18 protein-coding genes are annotated in these 15,234 nt (G+C 65.9%); 14 read left to right on the top strand and 4 right to left on the bottom strand.

Going from position 1 to position 15,234, the window contains the following annotated elements:
* The first annotated feature begins 44 nt into the window (after positions 1-44).
* The 13 genes from soxX to ML401_RS23105 all read left to right on the top strand — a co-directional run bounded on the left by soxX (position 45) and on the right by ML401_RS23105 (position 10,600).
* Positions 45-500, top strand: a complete 456-nt coding sequence (soxX, locus tag ML401_RS23165; protein ID WP_211418904.1) for a sulfur oxidation c-type cytochrome SoxX — start codon at positions 45-47, stop codon at positions 498-500.
* Positions 501-518: 18 nt separating this feature from the next.
* Positions 519-971 carry a thiosulfate oxidation carrier protein SoxY gene (gene soxY / locus ML401_RS23160; RefSeq protein ID WP_285807028.1) on the top strand — a complete coding sequence of 151 codons (453 nt, stop codon included), beginning with the start codon at positions 519-521 and terminating at the stop codon, positions 969-971.
* 19 nt (positions 972-990) lie between these two features.
* Positions 991-1,317 (top strand): thiosulfate oxidation carrier complex protein SoxZ, encoded by a 327-nt coding sequence (gene soxZ / locus ML401_RS23155; protein ID WP_212068235.1) that lies wholly within the window; start codon positions 991-993, stop codon positions 1,315-1,317.
* A gap of 28 nt (positions 1,318-1,345) precedes the next feature.
* Positions 1,346-2,167 carry a sulfur oxidation c-type cytochrome SoxA gene (gene soxA, locus ML401_RS23150; protein ID WP_285807027.1) on the top strand — a complete coding sequence of 274 codons (822 nt, stop codon included), beginning with the start codon at positions 1,346-1,348 and terminating at the stop codon, positions 2,165-2,167.
* Between the two features lie 27 nt (positions 2,168-2,194).
* Entirely contained in the window at positions 2,195-3,886 is a 1,692-nt protein-coding gene (soxB, locus tag ML401_RS23145; protein WP_285807026.1) for a thiosulfohydrolase SoxB, read from the top strand.
* A 6-nt stretch (positions 3,887-3,892) separates the two neighbouring features.
* Positions 3,893-5,164, top strand: a complete 1,272-nt coding sequence (gene soxC / locus ML401_RS23140) for a sulfite dehydrogenase (RefSeq protein WP_212068233.1) — start codon at positions 3,893-3,895, stop codon at positions 5,162-5,164.
* Positions 5,103-5,840 carry a cytochrome c gene (locus ML401_RS23135; protein ID WP_194403192.1) on the top strand — a complete coding sequence of 246 codons (738 nt, stop codon included), beginning with the start codon at positions 5,103-5,105 and terminating at the stop codon, positions 5,838-5,840. The genes soxC and ML401_RS23135 overlap by 62 nt, the downstream gene beginning before the upstream one ends.
* Positions 5,841-5,866: 26 nt before the next feature.
* Complete coding sequence (locus tag ML401_RS23130) at positions 5,867-6,301, top strand: DsrE family protein (RefSeq protein WP_285812727.1); 435 nt, start codon at positions 5,867-5,869, stop codon at positions 6,299-6,301.
* A 15-nt stretch (positions 6,302-6,316) separates the two neighbouring features.
* The gene (locus ML401_RS23125; protein ID WP_285807025.1) at positions 6,317-7,222 is read left to right on the top strand and encodes an alpha/beta hydrolase; all 906 of its coding nucleotides are present in this window, start codon (positions 6,317-6,319) and stop codon (positions 7,220-7,222) included.
* Positions 7,223-7,232: 10 nt separating this feature from the next.
* Positions 7,233-7,676, top strand: coding sequence for a DsrE family protein (locus ML401_RS23120; protein ID WP_285807024.1), 444 nt, complete (start codon positions 7,233-7,235; stop codon positions 7,674-7,676).
* Between the two features lie 96 nt (positions 7,677-7,772).
* Entirely contained in the window at positions 7,773-8,846 is a 1,074-nt protein-coding gene (locus ML401_RS23115; RefSeq protein WP_285807023.1) for a YeeE/YedE family protein, read from the top strand.
* A 66-nt stretch (positions 8,847-8,912) separates the two neighbouring features.
* Positions 8,913-9,734 (top strand): helix-turn-helix domain-containing protein, encoded by an 822-nt coding sequence (locus ML401_RS23110; protein ID WP_285807022.1) that lies wholly within the window; start codon positions 8,913-8,915, stop codon positions 9,732-9,734.
* A gap of 65 nt (positions 9,735-9,799) precedes the next feature.
* Positions 9,800-10,600, top strand: a complete 801-nt coding sequence (locus tag ML401_RS23105) for a helix-turn-helix domain-containing protein (RefSeq protein WP_285807021.1) — start codon at positions 9,800-9,802, stop codon at positions 10,598-10,600.
* Here ML401_RS23105 and ML401_RS23100 read toward each other — a convergent pair.
* Entirely contained in the window at positions 10,588-11,388 is an 801-nt protein-coding gene (locus ML401_RS23100; protein ID WP_285807020.1) for a thioesterase family protein, read from the bottom strand. The two genes, ML401_RS23105 and ML401_RS23100, sit on opposite strands and share 13 nt — an antisense overlap.
* Positions 11,389-11,557: 169 nt before the next feature.
* Between ML401_RS23100 and ML401_RS23095 the strand changes: the two genes are divergently transcribed.
* Positions 11,558-12,223: a DsbA family oxidoreductase gene (locus ML401_RS23095; RefSeq protein WP_212068228.1), complete on the top strand. Its 666-nt coding sequence runs from the start codon at positions 11,558-11,560 to the stop codon at positions 12,221-12,223.
* A gap of 7 nt (positions 12,224-12,230) precedes the next feature.
* On the opposite strand, the gene ML401_RS23090 is transcribed toward ML401_RS23095, so the two are convergent.
* The 3 genes from ML401_RS23090 to ML401_RS23080 form a co-directional block, all read right to left on the bottom strand.
* Entirely contained in the window at positions 12,231-13,394 is a 1,164-nt protein-coding gene (locus tag ML401_RS23090) for a GNAT family N-acetyltransferase (RefSeq protein ID WP_285807019.1), read from the bottom strand.
* 151 nt (positions 13,395-13,545) lie between these two features.
* Positions 13,546-14,985 carry a cytochrome c oxidase accessory protein CcoG gene (ccoG, locus tag ML401_RS23085; protein WP_285807017.1) on the bottom strand — a complete coding sequence of 480 codons (1,440 nt, stop codon included), beginning with the start codon at positions 14,983-14,985 and terminating at the stop codon, positions 13,546-13,548.
* Between the two features lie 36 nt (positions 14,986-15,021).
* Entirely contained in the window at positions 15,022-15,225 is a 204-nt protein-coding gene (locus tag ML401_RS23080) for a DUF2892 domain-containing protein (protein WP_183234801.1), read from the bottom strand.
* Positions 15,226-15,234 lie beyond the last annotated feature (9 nt).

The raw sequence follows: 15,234 nt of genomic DNA, 5'->3' as shown, positions 1-15,234 counted from the left end.
GTCGGGATCGAAGGCGGGCGTCACCCGCGATAAGGGTAGGAAACATGCGGCGCTCGCTTGCGGCTGCGTTTGCACTTTGTCTGTCCGCCGGAGGTGGTCTCGCGCAAGAGGCTGTCAAAGAGCCGATCAAGCTCGATATCGTCGACGACTCCCTGCCGAAATCCCTGACCGGTGCGCCCGGCGATGCCGCCGCCGGCAAGAAGGTGTTTCTGACGCGCACGCTCGGCAATTGCCTGGCCTGCCACCAGGTCACCAGCCTGAAGTCCCAGGAATTTCACGGCGAGTTCGGTCCGTCGCTCGACGGTGTCGCCGGCCGCTACAGCGAGGCGCAATTGCGCCTCATCGTCGCCGACCCCAAGCGCATCTTCACCAACACGGTCATGCCGGCGTTCTTCAGGAACGAAGGCCTGAGCCGGGTGCGACCGGAATTCGTCGGCAAATCCATTTTGACGGCCGCGCAGGTCGAGGACGTCATCGCTTTTCTCAAGACGCTGAACTGACGGCGAGGAGGATCAGGAATGAAGGCGATCAATCGACGGCAGGCATTTGCGCTCGGGGGCGGCTTCGTCGTGCTGACGCTGATGCCGATGGCGGCCGATGCCGAAGTGACGAACGATGCGGCGAAGTGGATCGAGAAGTTCACCGGCGGCAAGCAGCCGGCCAAGGGCAAGATCTCGCTCGACCTGCCGGAGATCGCGGAGAACGGCAACACCGTTCCGCTGTCGATCAACATCGAGAGCCCGATGACCGCGGAGGCCTACGTCAAGGACGTCCTGATCATCGCGGACGGCAACCCGAATGCGGGCGTGGCGACGCTCTCGTTCACCCCCTTGTCTGGCAAGGCGGAAGCCTCGATCCGGATCCGGCTCGCGTCCACGCAGAACGTGGTGGCGATCGCGAAGATGAGCGACGGCTCGCTGTTCACCGAGCAGAAGACCGTCAAGGTCACTATCGGCGGCTGCGGCGGCTAAGGGCGTCAGGAGAAAACAGATGGCAGACAAACCGCGCATCAAGCTTCCCAAGGAAGCCGCCAAGGGCGAGGTCATCCAGATCAAGACCCTGGTCTCGCATGTCATGGAATCGGGCCAGCGCAAGGATGCGCAGGGCAAGGCCATTCCGCGCAAGATCATCAACAAGTTCGCGTGCGAGTTCAACGGCAAGCCGGTGTTCTCCTGCGCGCTGGAGCCGGCGATCTCGGCCAATCCCTACGTCCAGTTCGACGCCAGGATCGACGAGGCCGGCACGTTCAAGTTCTCCTGGACGGATGACGACGGCACGGTGATCACGGCCGAAGAGAAGATCGCGCTCAAGGCATGATGCGCATCGCGCATTGAGGGAGACTCGAATGGCGCCACGATATCTTGCTTTGGCCGCTGCGATCGTGGCCGCCGCATCGGTTGCGACGCTCGCCTACGCAGAGGAAACCGAGCGCAAGGGCATCGCGGCGCCGCCCGGCCACGTCTTCAAGACCATCATCTCCGGCTACGAGTTCCGCAGCAAGGAGACCCGCGCGCTGCAGGACGACGATCTCGAAAATCCGGGCTTCCTCGCCGTGGAACGCGCGGCGGATGCCTGGAAAAAGGCCGAGGGCAGCGAGGGCAAGTCCTGCATGAGCTGCCACGGCGAGGCCGAGACCAGCATGAAGGGCGTCGGCGCCGCCATGCCGAAATGGGACGACAAGTTGAAGAAGCCGGTCAATCTCGAGCAGCGCATCAACATCTGCCGGAGCGAGCAGATGAAGGCCGAGCCCTGGAAGTTCAAGTCCCGCGAGCTGACTGACATGACGACGTTCGTGCGCTATCAGTCGCACGGCATGAAGGTCTCGGTGAAGACCGACGGGCCGATGTCGCCCTGGTTCGAGCGCGGCAAGCAGATCTATTATACGCGCTACGGCCAGCTCGACCTCGCCTGCGAATCCTGCCACGAGCGCAACAACGGCAAGTTCATGCGCGCCGATTTCCTCAGCCAGGGCCAGACCAACGGCTTTCCGACCTACCGGCTGCGCGACCAGCGCCTGGTGCCGCTGCATGAGCGTTTCGAAGGCTGCATGTTCGACGTGCGCGCCGAGCCGTTCAAGCCGCTCTCGGACGAGTTTCTCGCGCTCGAGCTCTATGTGGCCTGGCGCGGCATCGGTCTGCCGGTCGAGACGCCGTCGGTGCGCAACTGAAACGATGAGCTTGCAGGAGCACTGCGCATGATCTCTCGCCGCGAGTTCATTCAGGTTGCCGCGGCAACGGCGGCCCTGTCGAGCGGCGTCGGCTCCGGCCTGACGCGTGCGGTCGCCCAGGAGCGCCTGACCGAAAAGGAATTGCTGGCCTTCGAGCCGCTCGGCAACGTCACGCTGGTGCATGTGACCGATATCCACGGTCAGCTGATGCCGCTGTATTTCCGCGAGCCCTCGACCAATCTCGGGGTGGGCGAGGCCAAGGGCCTTCCGCCGCACGTCACCGGCAAGGAGTTTCTCGCGCGCTTCGGCATCGCGCCGGGCTCGTCGGCGGCCTACGCGCTGACCTCGGAGGATTTCGAGGCGCTCGCCAAGAGCTATGGCCGGATCGGCGGCCTCGATCGCGCCGCGACCGTGATCAAGGCAATCCGCGCCGAGCGCGGCGACAAGGTCGCGCTGCTCGACGGTGGCGATACCTGGCAGGGCTCGTGGTCGTCGCTGAAGACGCGCGGCCAGGACATGATCGACTGCATGGCGCTGCTGAAGCCCGACGCCATGACCGGACATTGGGAATTCACCTACGGCACCGAGCGGGTCAAGCAGGCGATCGAAGGCCTCGGCTTTCCGTTCCTCGGCCTCAACATCCGCGACACCGAATGGAACGAGGCCGCGTTCGACGCCTCGACCATGATCGAGCGCGGCGGCGTCAAGATCGCGGTGCTCGGCCAGGCCTTCCCCTATACGCCGGTCGCCAATCCGCGCTGGATGATTCCGACCTGGTCGTTCGGCGTGCGCGAGGAGGACGTACAGGCGCAGGTCGACAAGGCGCGCAAGGGCGGCGCGCAACTGGTCGTGCTGCTCTCCCACAACGGCTTCGACGTCGATCGCAAGCTCGCAAGCCGCGTCAAAGGCCTCGACGTCATCCTGACCGGACACACCCATGACGCATTGCCCGAAGCCGTCAAGGTCGGCAAGACGCTGCTGATCGCTTCGGGCTCGTCCGGCAAGTTCGTCTCGCGGCTCGATCTCGACGTCCGCGACGGCGAGATCAAAGCTTACAGGTACAAGCTCATTCCGCTGTTCTCCGACGTGATCGGCGCGGACGCCGAGATGGCCGCGAAGATCGCCGAGGTCCGCAAGCCTTTCGCGTCTGATCTCACCAAGGTGCTCGGCAAGACCGACACGCTGCTGTACCGGCGCGGTAATTTCAACGGCACGTTCGACGATTTGATCTGTCAGGCACTGCTGCAGGAGCGCGACGCCGAGATCGCGCTCTCGCCCGGTTTCCGCTGGGGCACCAGCGTGCTGCCGGGGCAGGACATCACCTTCGAGGACGTCACCAACGCCACCGCGATTACCTATCCCGCCGTCTACCGCATGGGCATGACGGGCGCGCGGCTGAAAGAGATCATCGAGGACGTCGCCGACAATCTCTTCAACATCGATCCCTACTATCAGCAGGGCGGCGACATGGTGCGCATCGGCGGGCTCGCTTACGCGATCGACGTCGCCAAGCCGCAGGGGCAGCGCATCTCGGACATGCAGATGGTCAAGACCGGCGCGCCGATCGATCCCGCCAGGGAATATCAGGTCGCGGGCTGGGCCAGCGTCAACGAAGGCACCGAAGGACCGCCGATCTGGGACGTCGTCGCGAACTATCTGGCGCGACAAAAGACCGTTCGGCTCGAACCCAACCGGGCCGTCAAAGTTACCGGAGCGTAAGAAGCGATGTCGAAGATGGACAATCCCCGGCAATCCCGACGCAGTTTCCTGGCCGCTGGCGCCGGCGTTGCGGCGTCCGTGCTCGCGAAGCCCGCCGCGGCCGGCGCCGGCAATCCCGCCAACCAGCCGCCCAACGTTCCCGAATGGACCAAATCGCTCGGCGAGGGCGTCGCTGTGCGCCCGTACGGCAAGCCGTCGAAATTCGAGAAGGACGTCGTGCGGCGCGACGTCGAATGGTTGACCGCCTCGCGCGAATCCTCAGTGAGCTTCACGCCGCTGCACGAGCTCGAAGGCATCATCACGCCGAACGGTCTCTGCTTCGAGCGGCATCACGGCGGCATTGCCGAGGTCGATCCGGCCGATCATCGCCTGATGATCCATGGCCTCGTCGAGCGTCCGCTCATCCTCACGCTGGAGGAGCTGAAGCGCTATCCGCGCGTCAACCGCATCCACTTCATGGAATGCGCGGCGAATTCAGGCATGGAATGGCGCGGCGCCCAGCTCAATGGCTGCCAGTTCACCCACGGCATGATCCATTGCGTGCAGTACACCGGCGTCTCGCTGCGCACCCTCTTGGAGGAGGCCGGCGTCAAGACCAACGGCAAGTGGCTCTTGGTCGAGGGCGCCGATGCGGCCGCGATGGACCGCAGCCTGCCGATCGAGAAGGCGCTCGACGATTGCATCATCGCCTACAAGATGAACGGCGAGGCGCTCTATCCCGAGCAGGGCTATCCGATGCGGCTCGTGGTGCCGGGCTGGCAGGGCAATCTCTGGGTCAAGTGGCTGCGCCGCATCAAGGTCGGCGACCAGCCCTGGCACACCCGCGAGGAGACGTCGAAGTACACGGACCTCCTGCCGAACGGCAAGGCACGCCGTTTCACCTGGTCAATGGATGCGAAATCCGTGATCACGAGTCCGAGCCCGCAGGCGCCGATCAGGCACGGCAAGGGCTTTACCGTCGTGTCAGGACTCGCCTGGAGCGGCAACGGCAAGGTCAAGCGCGTGGACGTCTCGCTCGACGGCGGCCGCAATTGGTGGCCGGCGCGCCTCGACGGTCCCGTTCTCGACAAGGCGCTGACGCGATTCTACTACGAGTTCGACTGGAACGGCGAGCCGCTGCTGCTGCAATCGCGCGTGCAGGACGAGACCGGCTACGTGCAGCCGAGCAAGGCCGAGCTGCGCAAGATCCGCGGCGTCAACTCCATCTATCACAACAATGGCATCCAGACCTGGCATGTGCAGGCCAATGGTGAGGTCGAGAATGTCGAAGTCGCTTAAGCTCATTGCAGCCGCGCTGCTCGCCTCCACGCTGAGCGCGCCGGCGCTTGCGCAGCAGAAGGCGGATGCCAAGAGCGGTCCGCGCTACCACATCGGCCGCGCGCCGACCGCGGACGAGATCCGCGGCTGGGATATCGACGTGCGGCCGGACGGCCAGGGCCTGCCGGAAGGCAAGGGCACCGCCATGCAGGGCGAGAAGCTGTTCATGGACAATTGCGCGAGCTGCCACGGCGAATTCGGCGAGGGCAACGGCCGCTGGCCGGTGCTGGCCGGCGGCAAGGGCTCGCTGACCTCGGACAATCCGGTCAAGACCGTGGGCTCCTACTGGCCCTACGCCTCCACCGTGTTCGACTATGTCCGTCATGCCATGCCATACGGCAACACGGGCTCCCTGTCCGTCGATGAATATTATGCGCTGGTCGCCTACGTCCTCTATCTGAACGACGTCGTCACCGATCAGAACTTCGAGGTGAACAGGAAGACCCTCGCCACGATCAAGATGCCGAACGAGCAGGGCTTCGTGATGGACGACCGTGCCACCAGTGAGAAGTCGTTCTGGCAGAAGGATCCCTGCATGAAGGATTGCATCGCCCCGGTGAAGATCACCGGACGCGCTGCCGCCATCGACGTGACGCCCGAGGACGGCAAGGAGAAGAAGTCGCGGGGCGTGGAGTGAGGCACGGCCGGGCGAGCCGCCGCACGCTGCTGCATGCGGTTCTCGCGGCCGGCCTGCTCGTCACGATCCATCCGGCCGTGGTCCAGGCGGCGGAGCCTCACAGGCTCGCGCTGCAGATCAGCGACGACGACCCGGTCAAGATGCGCGCCGTGCTCGATGTCGCCGCCAACGTCTCTCGGCATTACTCCGGGCAGGGCGAGGACGTCGAGATTGTAGTGGTCGCCTTCAACGGCGGCCTCGACATGCTGCTCGACGACCGCTCGCCGGTGAAGGAGCGCCTGGTGAATTTCCTGAAATCGATGCCCAATGTGAGTTTCATTGCCTGCGGCAATACGCTGGAGACGCTGGCGGTGAAGGAGGGCAGGCGGCCTGCGCTGCTCGAAGGCATCGGTGTCACGCAGGTCGGGGTTGCCGCGCTGATGGATCTCGCCGAAAAGAACTGGACGATTGTCCGGCCGTAGGGGAGATAGCCGACGATGCGATGGTTGATGGGACTGGCTTTCGTGCTCGTGTTCGCTGGGCCCGCTTGTGCCGCCGAGCAGGAGCTCGAACTGTCGGTCGAGGGCCGCACGACGCTCGCGACGCTGCGGACACCCGCGGCGATGACACCGGACACGCCGCTCGTCGTGATGACCCATGGCACGCTCGCGCACAAGGACATGGAGGTCATCCAGGGCGTTGCGAAGGCACTGGAGCAGCGCGGCATCGCCTCCCTCGCCCATACGCTGTCGCTCGGGCTCGATCGCCGCCAGGGCATGTACGATTGCGCTGTACGGCATGATTATGTCGTCGAGGATGCGGTCGCCGAGATCGGCGCCTGGGTCGCGCGGGCGAAAGGCGTATCGCGGCTCGTCTTCGTGCTCGGCCATTCGCGCGGCGGCAACCAGGTCGCGCGGTATCTCGCACCAAGCGAAACCCCGCCGGTGACGGGTGCGGTGCTGCTGGCGCCGGTGACCGCAAAAGCCGAGGCCGATGTGCGGGTTTCCTACGCCACGACCTATGGCAAGCCGCTCGAGCCGATTCTGGAGCTGGCAACGAAGGCGGTTGCAGCCGGCCGCGGCGGGGAGTGGATGGACGTGCCCGGCTTCATCTATTGTCGCAATGCCGTGGTGACGGCACGGGCCTTTGCGTCATTTTACGCTGCCGATGCCGGCCAGGATACCGCCGCGCTCGTGGCGCGCATGAAGCCGCCGGTGCTGGTGCTCGCCGCGACCAAGGATAGCGTCGTGCCCGACGTCGCAGCCGCCTTCGGCTCTCTTGCCGGGTCGAGCGGCGGCCGGGTCCAGCTCGACACGATCGAAGATGCCGATCATTTCTTCCGCGACCTGTTCGCGGAGGACGTCGCCGACCGCATCGCCGAGTTCATCAAGCAGACACGATAGGAGGGGGACCATGCAGCGTCGATCCATGCTTCGCGCGAGCCTTGTCGGACTATTTGGTGCTTTCGCAGTGCGCCAGGCGTCCGCGGCGACGGAAACGCCCGCGCGGCAGCGCGTCGTCTATCATCTCGCCGATGCCGATCGCGTCGTCTTCGTTCTGGGCAACCTCCAGAACCATGTCGATGGCGTCGGTGGACCCGGCAAGGCCGACATCAGGCTGGTCGTGCACGGGCCGGCGCTGCGCGCCTTCCATGCGCTTGCGGCCCAGGACCACACAATTGCGATGATGGCGAAGCTGGTCGATGCCGGCGTCGGCTTCGACGCCTGCGCCAACACGATGAAGGCCCAGGGCGTCAAGCTGGACGACCTCACGCCCGGCTTCGTCGTCGCCGAGAAGGGCGGCGTGGTGCGGCTCGCCGAGCTGCAACAGCAGGGATTTGCGTATTTGCGCCCCTAAACAGGCATGGGCTTGTGCGCCGGGGCTTGATCTCGCTCATACAGCGCGGCCGCGCCGCGCGATAGATTGGCAAGTCCAGGGCATATTGTGGCGGCCGTGCTGACGACACTCATCGATTTCATGGGGGAAGACCGGCTGTCATGGCTGGGCGGCCTCCTGGTCGGCGGCCTCTTTGGATTCTTCGCCCAGCGCAGCCGCTTTTGCCTGCGCGCTGCCGCCGTCGAGTTCTCCCGCGGCGAGGGCGGGCCGCGCCTTGCGGTGTGGCTGTTGACCTTCGCCGCCGCGCTGGTGGGCACGCAAGGCCTGGTCGCGCTCGGCTGGCTCGACGTCTCCGAGGCGCGGCAGCTCGCGCAACAGGGAAGTATCTCCGGTGCGCTGGCCGGTGGGGTGATGTTCGGCTGCGGCATGATCCTCGCTCGCGGCTGCGCCAGCCGGCTGCTCGTGCTCTCGGCCAACGGCAATCTCAGGGCGCTGCTGTCGGGCCTGGTGTTTGCTGTCACCGCTCAGGCCTCCTATCGCGGCTTGCTGTCGCCCGCGCGCGAGTGGGTCACCAATCTGTGGCTGGTCGACGGTGGGCCGTCGCGTGACATCATGGCGGTGTTCGGAGGCGGCACACAGGAGAAGCTCGCTTTTGGCGCATCGTGGCTGATCGCAGGGCTCGCCTTTGCCTTTCGCAGCCATTTGCCGCGTCGGCTGCTTCTGGCCGCGCTCGCTGCGGGGGCGGCCGTCGTCGCCGGCTGGTTTTTCACCTACCAGCTGTCGCAGGCCTCCTTCGCGCCGGTGACGCTGAAGAGCCTCACCTTCAGCGGACCGTCGGCCGAATTGCTGATGCTGGTCCTGAACAGCTCCCAGCTCCGGCTTGGCTTCGACCTCGGCATCATTCCGGGCGTGTTCCTCGGCTCGTTCGCCGCGGCGGCGCAGGCGGGTGAGCTGAAGCTGGAAGGATTTTCGGACGGGCTCGGCATGCGCCGTTATCTGCTCGGCGCGGTGCTGATGGGGTTCGGCGCGATGCTCGCCGGGGGCTGCGCGGTCGGCGCCGGCGTGACCGGCGCCTCGGTCTTCGCGCTCACCGCCTGGCTCGTGCTCGGCGGCATGTGGCTGGGAGCGGGCCTCACGGACTTGATCGTCGAGCGCGGCGGCATGCCGCAAGCGCGACCGGTGCCGGGCTAGGCAACGCGGAAACCATGACCTCCGAGGTAATGGAAGGGCGGAAACCTGCGTGATAGGTTTCCGGTCATGAACGCACATGCAGTCACGGCACGTACTGATCGAAGCCAACCGGTCCATATCGGCGACCATTTGCGCGATTGGCGGCAGCGCCGCCGCATGAGCCAGCTCGATCTCGCGGGCGAAGCCGAAATCTCGGCGCGTCACCTGAGCTTCGTCGAGACCGGCCGCGCCGCGCCCTCGCGCGACATGGTGCTCAGGCTCGCCGAACGTCTCGACGTGCCCTTGCGCGACCGCAACGTGCTGCTGGTCGCGGCCGGCTACGCGCCGGCCTTCCAGCAGCGCCCGCTGGAGGATCCCGCCTTGAAATCAGCCCGCCAGGCGATCGATCTCGTGCTCAAAGCCCATGAGCCCAACCCCGCGCTCGCGGTGGACCGGCACTGGAACCTGGTGTCGGCCAATCGCATGGTGGCGCCGCTGCTGGACGGCATTCCGCAGCATCTGCTCGGCCAGCCCTTCAACGTGCTGCGGCTCGCCTTCCATCCCGAGGCGTTGGCGCCGCGCACGGTCAATCTCGCGGAATGGTGCGGACATCTGTTGGAGCGGCTGCATCGGCAATGCGAGGCGACGGCCGATCCTGAATTGATCAAGCTCTATAACGACCTCAAGAGCTACCCGATTCCCGCGCGCGCAGGGCCGCTGTCGAGCGACAATGTCGCGATTCCCTTCAAGCTGCGCCATGGCGGGGAGATACTGAGTTTCTTCTCCACCACCATGGTGTTCGGCACGCCCGTCGACATCACCCTGTCGGAACTGGCGTTGGAGACGTTCTTCCCGGCGGACGAGCGCACCGCCGAACGGCTGAAGCAGATGGCGGCCGGGCTGTCATAGCGGCGTTTACAGACAGCGGCGGCCCCCGCATAATCCTCGGGATGGATACACGCGCGTTCCGGCGAATGCGGCCGGCCAACCCCGTCGGCGATCTCCTGCGCGGCTGGCGCACGCGACGCAGCTTGAGCCAGGCGGAATTGGCGTTCGAGGCCGGCATCTCGATCAAGCATCTGAGCTATGTCGAGACCGGCAAGGCGGCAGCAAGCCGGGACATTCTGCTGCAGCTTGCATCCGCGCTCGATCTGTCGCTGCGCGACCGCAACGCGCTGCTCGAGGCCGGTGGCTTTGCCCGGCAATATGGCGAACGCGATCTCGCCGCGCCGGAGCTCGCCGACGCGCGGCGTGCCATCGATCTTCTGCTCCGGCGGCACGAGCCGTTTCCCGCAATCGTCACCGATCGGCGCTGGAATGTGAAGCAGGCCAATCGCGCTGCCTCGCGCCTGATGACCATGTTGCTCGGCGCGGAGCGCATGCAGCGGCCGCTCAACCATATGCGCATGTTCCTCGCGCCGAACGAGCTCAAGCCGTTCGTCGAGAACTGGCCCACAGTGGCCGCCGCGCTGCTGTCGCGTGCGCGCCACGAGGCGATGGCAGCGCCGCTCGACGAAGCCCTGCAATCGACCTGGCGTGAATTGATGCGGCTGCCGGAGCTTCCCGCATGTGGGGTCGAGGATCACGCCGTGCCGGGGCCGCTCTGCGAGGTGCGCCTGCGCAGGGGCGATCTCGGCATCGGCCTGATCGGTGCGGTGCTGACGCTCGGCACGCCGCAGGATGTGACGCTGCAAGAGCTTCGCGTCGAGATGTTCATGCCGGCCGATGCCGCATCCGAAGCCGCCCTGGTCGCGCTTGCGGCTCAGGACGCCTGAGCTTGCGCGGCCTTGCGCCGCTCGAAGCTCATGGCCTGCATCACCTCCGCGAACGGACCCTTGCGGTCGCTCAATGTCGCCGTGGTGAGGCCCGCGCCGTTGGCGCCGACGCGCGTGGCCGCGCGGATCAAGATCCATTCGTCCTCCGGCGGACGGAAGAAGTAGAGGCTGATCTCGGGGTTGATGAAGGTCCAGTCGCGCATGTCGACGATCTGCGCAACGCCGCTGGAAAAGTCCGCGGCCTGCACCGCCTGCAGCAACGGCGTGTTCGGCTCGCCCTCGACCAGCTGCGCATCGAGCCGCATCCAGGCCGCCGCCGGGCCCGGCTTCTCCAGCGCGCCCTCGATCAGCCGCACCGAGACGTTCTGGAAGTAGCGGCTCCATTTCTGCGCAAAGGCCGGCGGCGGGCTGCCTGCTTCGGGTGCCTCGTCGACGGCTGCGGGACTTGCGAAGGGATCGACCGGCGATTCTCCACTCGGTGCCGTCAGCAGCGCCGTGCAACGGCCGATCTCGGTCTCGCCGTCCATCAGCCGCACCTGCAAGGTCTTGGCCTTGCGGCCGTCGCGCAGCAATTCGGCAATGGTGCCGAAGGCACGCAGGCCCGCCGGCCGCCACAGATCGAAGGTCAGGCGCCGCACCGCAAAGCCGGAGGCGGCGGCGAGGCGCTCGACCTCGCGAGCCATCAGCGCGGTGGTGGCGCTACCCTGCAACATCTCCGGCGACCATGGCCCGCCGGCATGCTCGGTGGCCCGGAATTGCTGGCCTTCCGGCCTGAAAATGGCGCTCATTGCGGTCTCCTTCGGCCTTGATCCTGGCCGCGAGTATCCCGGCGGGCCGGAGCCGTCACAATAACCGCAGAGGTGCAGTCGTGAGCCATGCAGGACGGGTGCCTTGCGCCGTCCCCGGTTCGGCTTATCTTCCGGCGAACCCGGTATCCGCCCGAAGGAGGCGCCTGACATGAGCACGCTGAAACCGCTCCAGATCGACGTCGTCTCCGACGTGGTGTGCCCCTGGTGCTATATCGGCAAGCACCGGATCGAGAGCGCGCTGGCGCTCGTTCCTGACGTTCCGGTCAAGCTCAGTTTCCGCCCCTTCTTCCTCAATCCCTGGGTGCCGCGCGAGGGCATCAGCCGCGAGGCCTACCTCACCCAGAAGTTCGGTTCGGTCGAGGCCTATAAGGGCATTGCGGGGCGCGTCGTTGCGGCTGCAAGCGAGGAGGGCCTCGTCTACAAGCCCGAGCTGGTCGCGCGCCAGCCCAACACCACCGACTGCCATCGCCTGATCCTGTGGGCGGAAGCGATCGGCAAGGCGCCCGAGATGAAGCAGCGCCTGATGGAGCTGTATTTCCGCGACGGCGGCGATCTCACCGACGTCAACGTGCTGGTGCAGGCGGCTGCAGATATCGGCCTCGATGCCGACGACGTGCGCAAGCGCCTTGCCACCGACGAGGACGTCGCACGCGTCTCGGCGGACGCGCAGGAGGCCGCCGAGAAGGGCATCTCCGGCGTGCCCACGTATGTCTTCGCGCAGAAATACGCCGTCTCCGGCGCGCAGGATCCGAACCTGCTCGCTCGCGCCATCCGTCAGGTCTCTGAGGAGATCAACGCCGAGGCGGCGGAGTAGCGTCCGCTTATTTCCGGAGGCTGCGAACCAAGCGTCGCGCGGTCTCGTGCGCGGCGTTGAGGCCGACCAACGCGCCGTGAATGAGCGCGACGACCGGATCGTGCCGCCGCAGCGGGATCAGCACGTCGCCGATCGCGAAGCGTCCCCGCCAGATCGGGTTGATCATGGGGTGGTCGGCGCTCGCGGTGGAATCCGCGCTGGCGATGGCGGGATCGGCGCAGAGGTGCCGCGTGAGCTCGAGCGTGAGCTGCACGCCCGGCGAATATTTTGCAAAGCGCTCGTCGATGCCGAGCTTGAAGAAGAAGGCGCGATCCTGATGGCGCAGCACGATGCCGGCGGCCACCGGTGTCGTCCCGGCGCGAAGCGTGACGATCTCGCACTGCGCGGTCTCCGCCAGCGCCGGCACGGCGCGGCGGATGAAGGTCGCATCGCCGGCATGCTGAACCAGCGCGGTCCCGCGCTTGCCTTTCCAGCCGCTGGCTTCGAGCTGCAGGAAGGTCTCGAGCGCGGGCCCGATCTCGTCCGGCCGGCGCGCGACGTCGAACGTGACGGGGCCGTGCTCGTCGAGGCGATGGCGCAGGCGGCGCAGCTCCTTGAGCTTCTTTGCGCCGAGGGCCTCGCGCAATAGCGTTTCGTCATCCTGCGTCGCATCGAGGCTGGCGCGGAGATAGGAGAACAGGACGCGCGGCTTCAGGCCGTCGTGGTTCAAGACCTGCCTGAGCGCATTCATCGCGGCACCGTCGATCGCGACATCGTTCAGCACCAGCGCGTGTGCGCCGGACTCGCGGGCCTGCTGGAACAGCCGCGTGGCCGCCTCGATCGGGGCGTCGCGGTCGATCAGCGGGCTGCACAGCGTGCCGTAGGGATGCGCGCTCACCAGCGCGGGCAGGGGAATCTTCAAGGCTTGCCACAGCGAGATCACGGGCATCAGCCCGATCAGCCGCGTCGAAGCGCCGTCGAACGCGGACAACGCCGAGGCCGAGGTGCGGCCGCGCGCGGATGCGCTGACGGCGAGCTCCCAGGCGGGCAGGTAATATCCGTTCGGCTCGATCGCCCGCTGCGCGAGAGCACGCCATTGTCCGGGGTCGATCGCATGGAGCGGGACGCGCGCGGCCATGGCATCCTTTGCGGATGCCGAATGGATCGCTGCCTGCTGCGCGATGTCGACCACGTCCCCTCGTTCCGTTCGCGCGGGCAAATGCCGCGTCACGGGGCCATGATTAGCGCAAAGATTCGAAAATACCGTTGGCGCGCCGTTTCAATTCGAACGGTAATGTTAACGTCTCATTGACCATCCGGTGCCGGATGCTCGAATTTGAACCTCACTTGTCGCCGGGCAGGAAGTGATCACGGGCGCTCGCTTGTCCACCGCTGGCCGTATCGGTGATCACGACCTCGAGATCGCGCGAACTCTTCGGCAGATCGGCCGGCCCGACCTGCACCGAAAGCCTGACCTCGCGGGTCTGGTCCTGCCCGACCTCGACGATCGGCTTGCCATCGGGAGCGGCTTCGATGCCGGCGACCCGAATGGTTGCACCGGGCAGTCCCGAAACGTCTAGCGTGAACGATCGCTGTGCGCCCTTGTTGAGAATACGCACGGTGTAGTCGTTGCGCACGCCGCCGTCCGACAGTTGCACGAACAGCGGGTTGCGCTCGTGCAGCACGTTGACGTCCATGGTCGCGCGCGTGGCGAGGGTGTAGATCATGATCGTGCCGACGATGGCAATGGCGGCCGTATAGATCAGCGTGCGCGGGCGGATGATGCGGTAGATCGGCGGCTTGCCCTCGCGGCGGCGCTGCATGTTGATGTCGGTGTCGTAGCCGATCAGGCCCTTCGGCCGGCCGATCTCGCTCATGACGTTGTCGCAGGCGTCGATGCAGAGGCCGCATTGGATGCAGCCGAGCTGGATGCCGTGGCGGATGTCGACGCCGGTCGGGCAGACGTTGATGCACTGGTGACAGTCGACGCAATCGCCGGCGAGATCGCCCTGGATGCGGGCGGCCTCCGCCTTCTTCACGGACATGCGAGGCTCGCCGCGGTCCCGGCGATAGGTGACGTTGAGTGCCCATTCGTCGGTCAGGGCCGCCTGGATGCGCGGCCACGGGCACATATAGATGCACATCTGCTCGCGGGCGTGGCCGGCAAAGACGTAGGTCGTTGCGGTCAGGATGCCGATCCAGAGATAGGCGATGAACGGAGCCTGGAAGGTCGCGAGCTCCTTCACCAGCGTCGGCGCATCGTCGAAATAGAGCACCCAGGCGCCGCCGGTCCACCAGGCGATCATGATCCAGAGAAAATGCTTCAGCGCGACCTTCCGGATGTGATCGAACGTCCAGTAGCGCTTGTCGCCCTGCATGCGCTCGCGGCGGTCGCCCTCGACCCAGCGCTCCACGGCGTAGAACAGGTCGGTCCACACCGTCTGCGGGCACAGATAGCCGCACCACAGCCGTCCCGCGACCGCGTTCATCAGAAACAGTGCCATCGCCGCGAGGATGAGCAGGCCGGTGAAATAATAGACCTCCTGCGGCCACAGCTCGATGAAGAAGAAGTAGAAGCGGCGATGCGGCAAGTCGATCAGCACGGCCTGGTCGGGCAGGCCAGGTCCGCGATTCCAGCGCACGAACGGCAGGAGATAATAGATCCCGAGCGTGACGCAGAGGATCGCCCATTTGATGCGGCGGAACGGCCCATGGACCGACTGCGGATAGACCTTCCTGCGCTTTTCGTAGAGAGGCCCTTCAATGAAGGTGTCGTCGGTCATGGTAAATTCCCCGCATCAATGGCTGGATTCGCCCGTTCAGGAGAACGCGCAGCCGCTGCTTAGGCCCAGCTTCCTGAATACGATCGCTGCCGGGCAGAAGCCGGTGATCGAGGCCTGCAACATGTTCAGCCCGGCGAAGGCCGTCAGCAGGTACCAATACGCGTTCACATAGGTGCCCAGTGCGAGACCGAGCAGGACAACGCACCCCGCAAAGGCGAGGACGGCTTTATCGACATTCATGGCAGGCTC

It is taken from the genome of Bradyrhizobium sp. 62B, assembly GCF_030272265.2.
In the GTDB taxonomy this organism is placed as follows: Bacteria; Pseudomonadota; Alphaproteobacteria; order Rhizobiales; family Xanthobacteraceae; genus Bradyrhizobium.
This window is presented reverse-complemented; position numbering and strand designations above follow the sequence as displayed.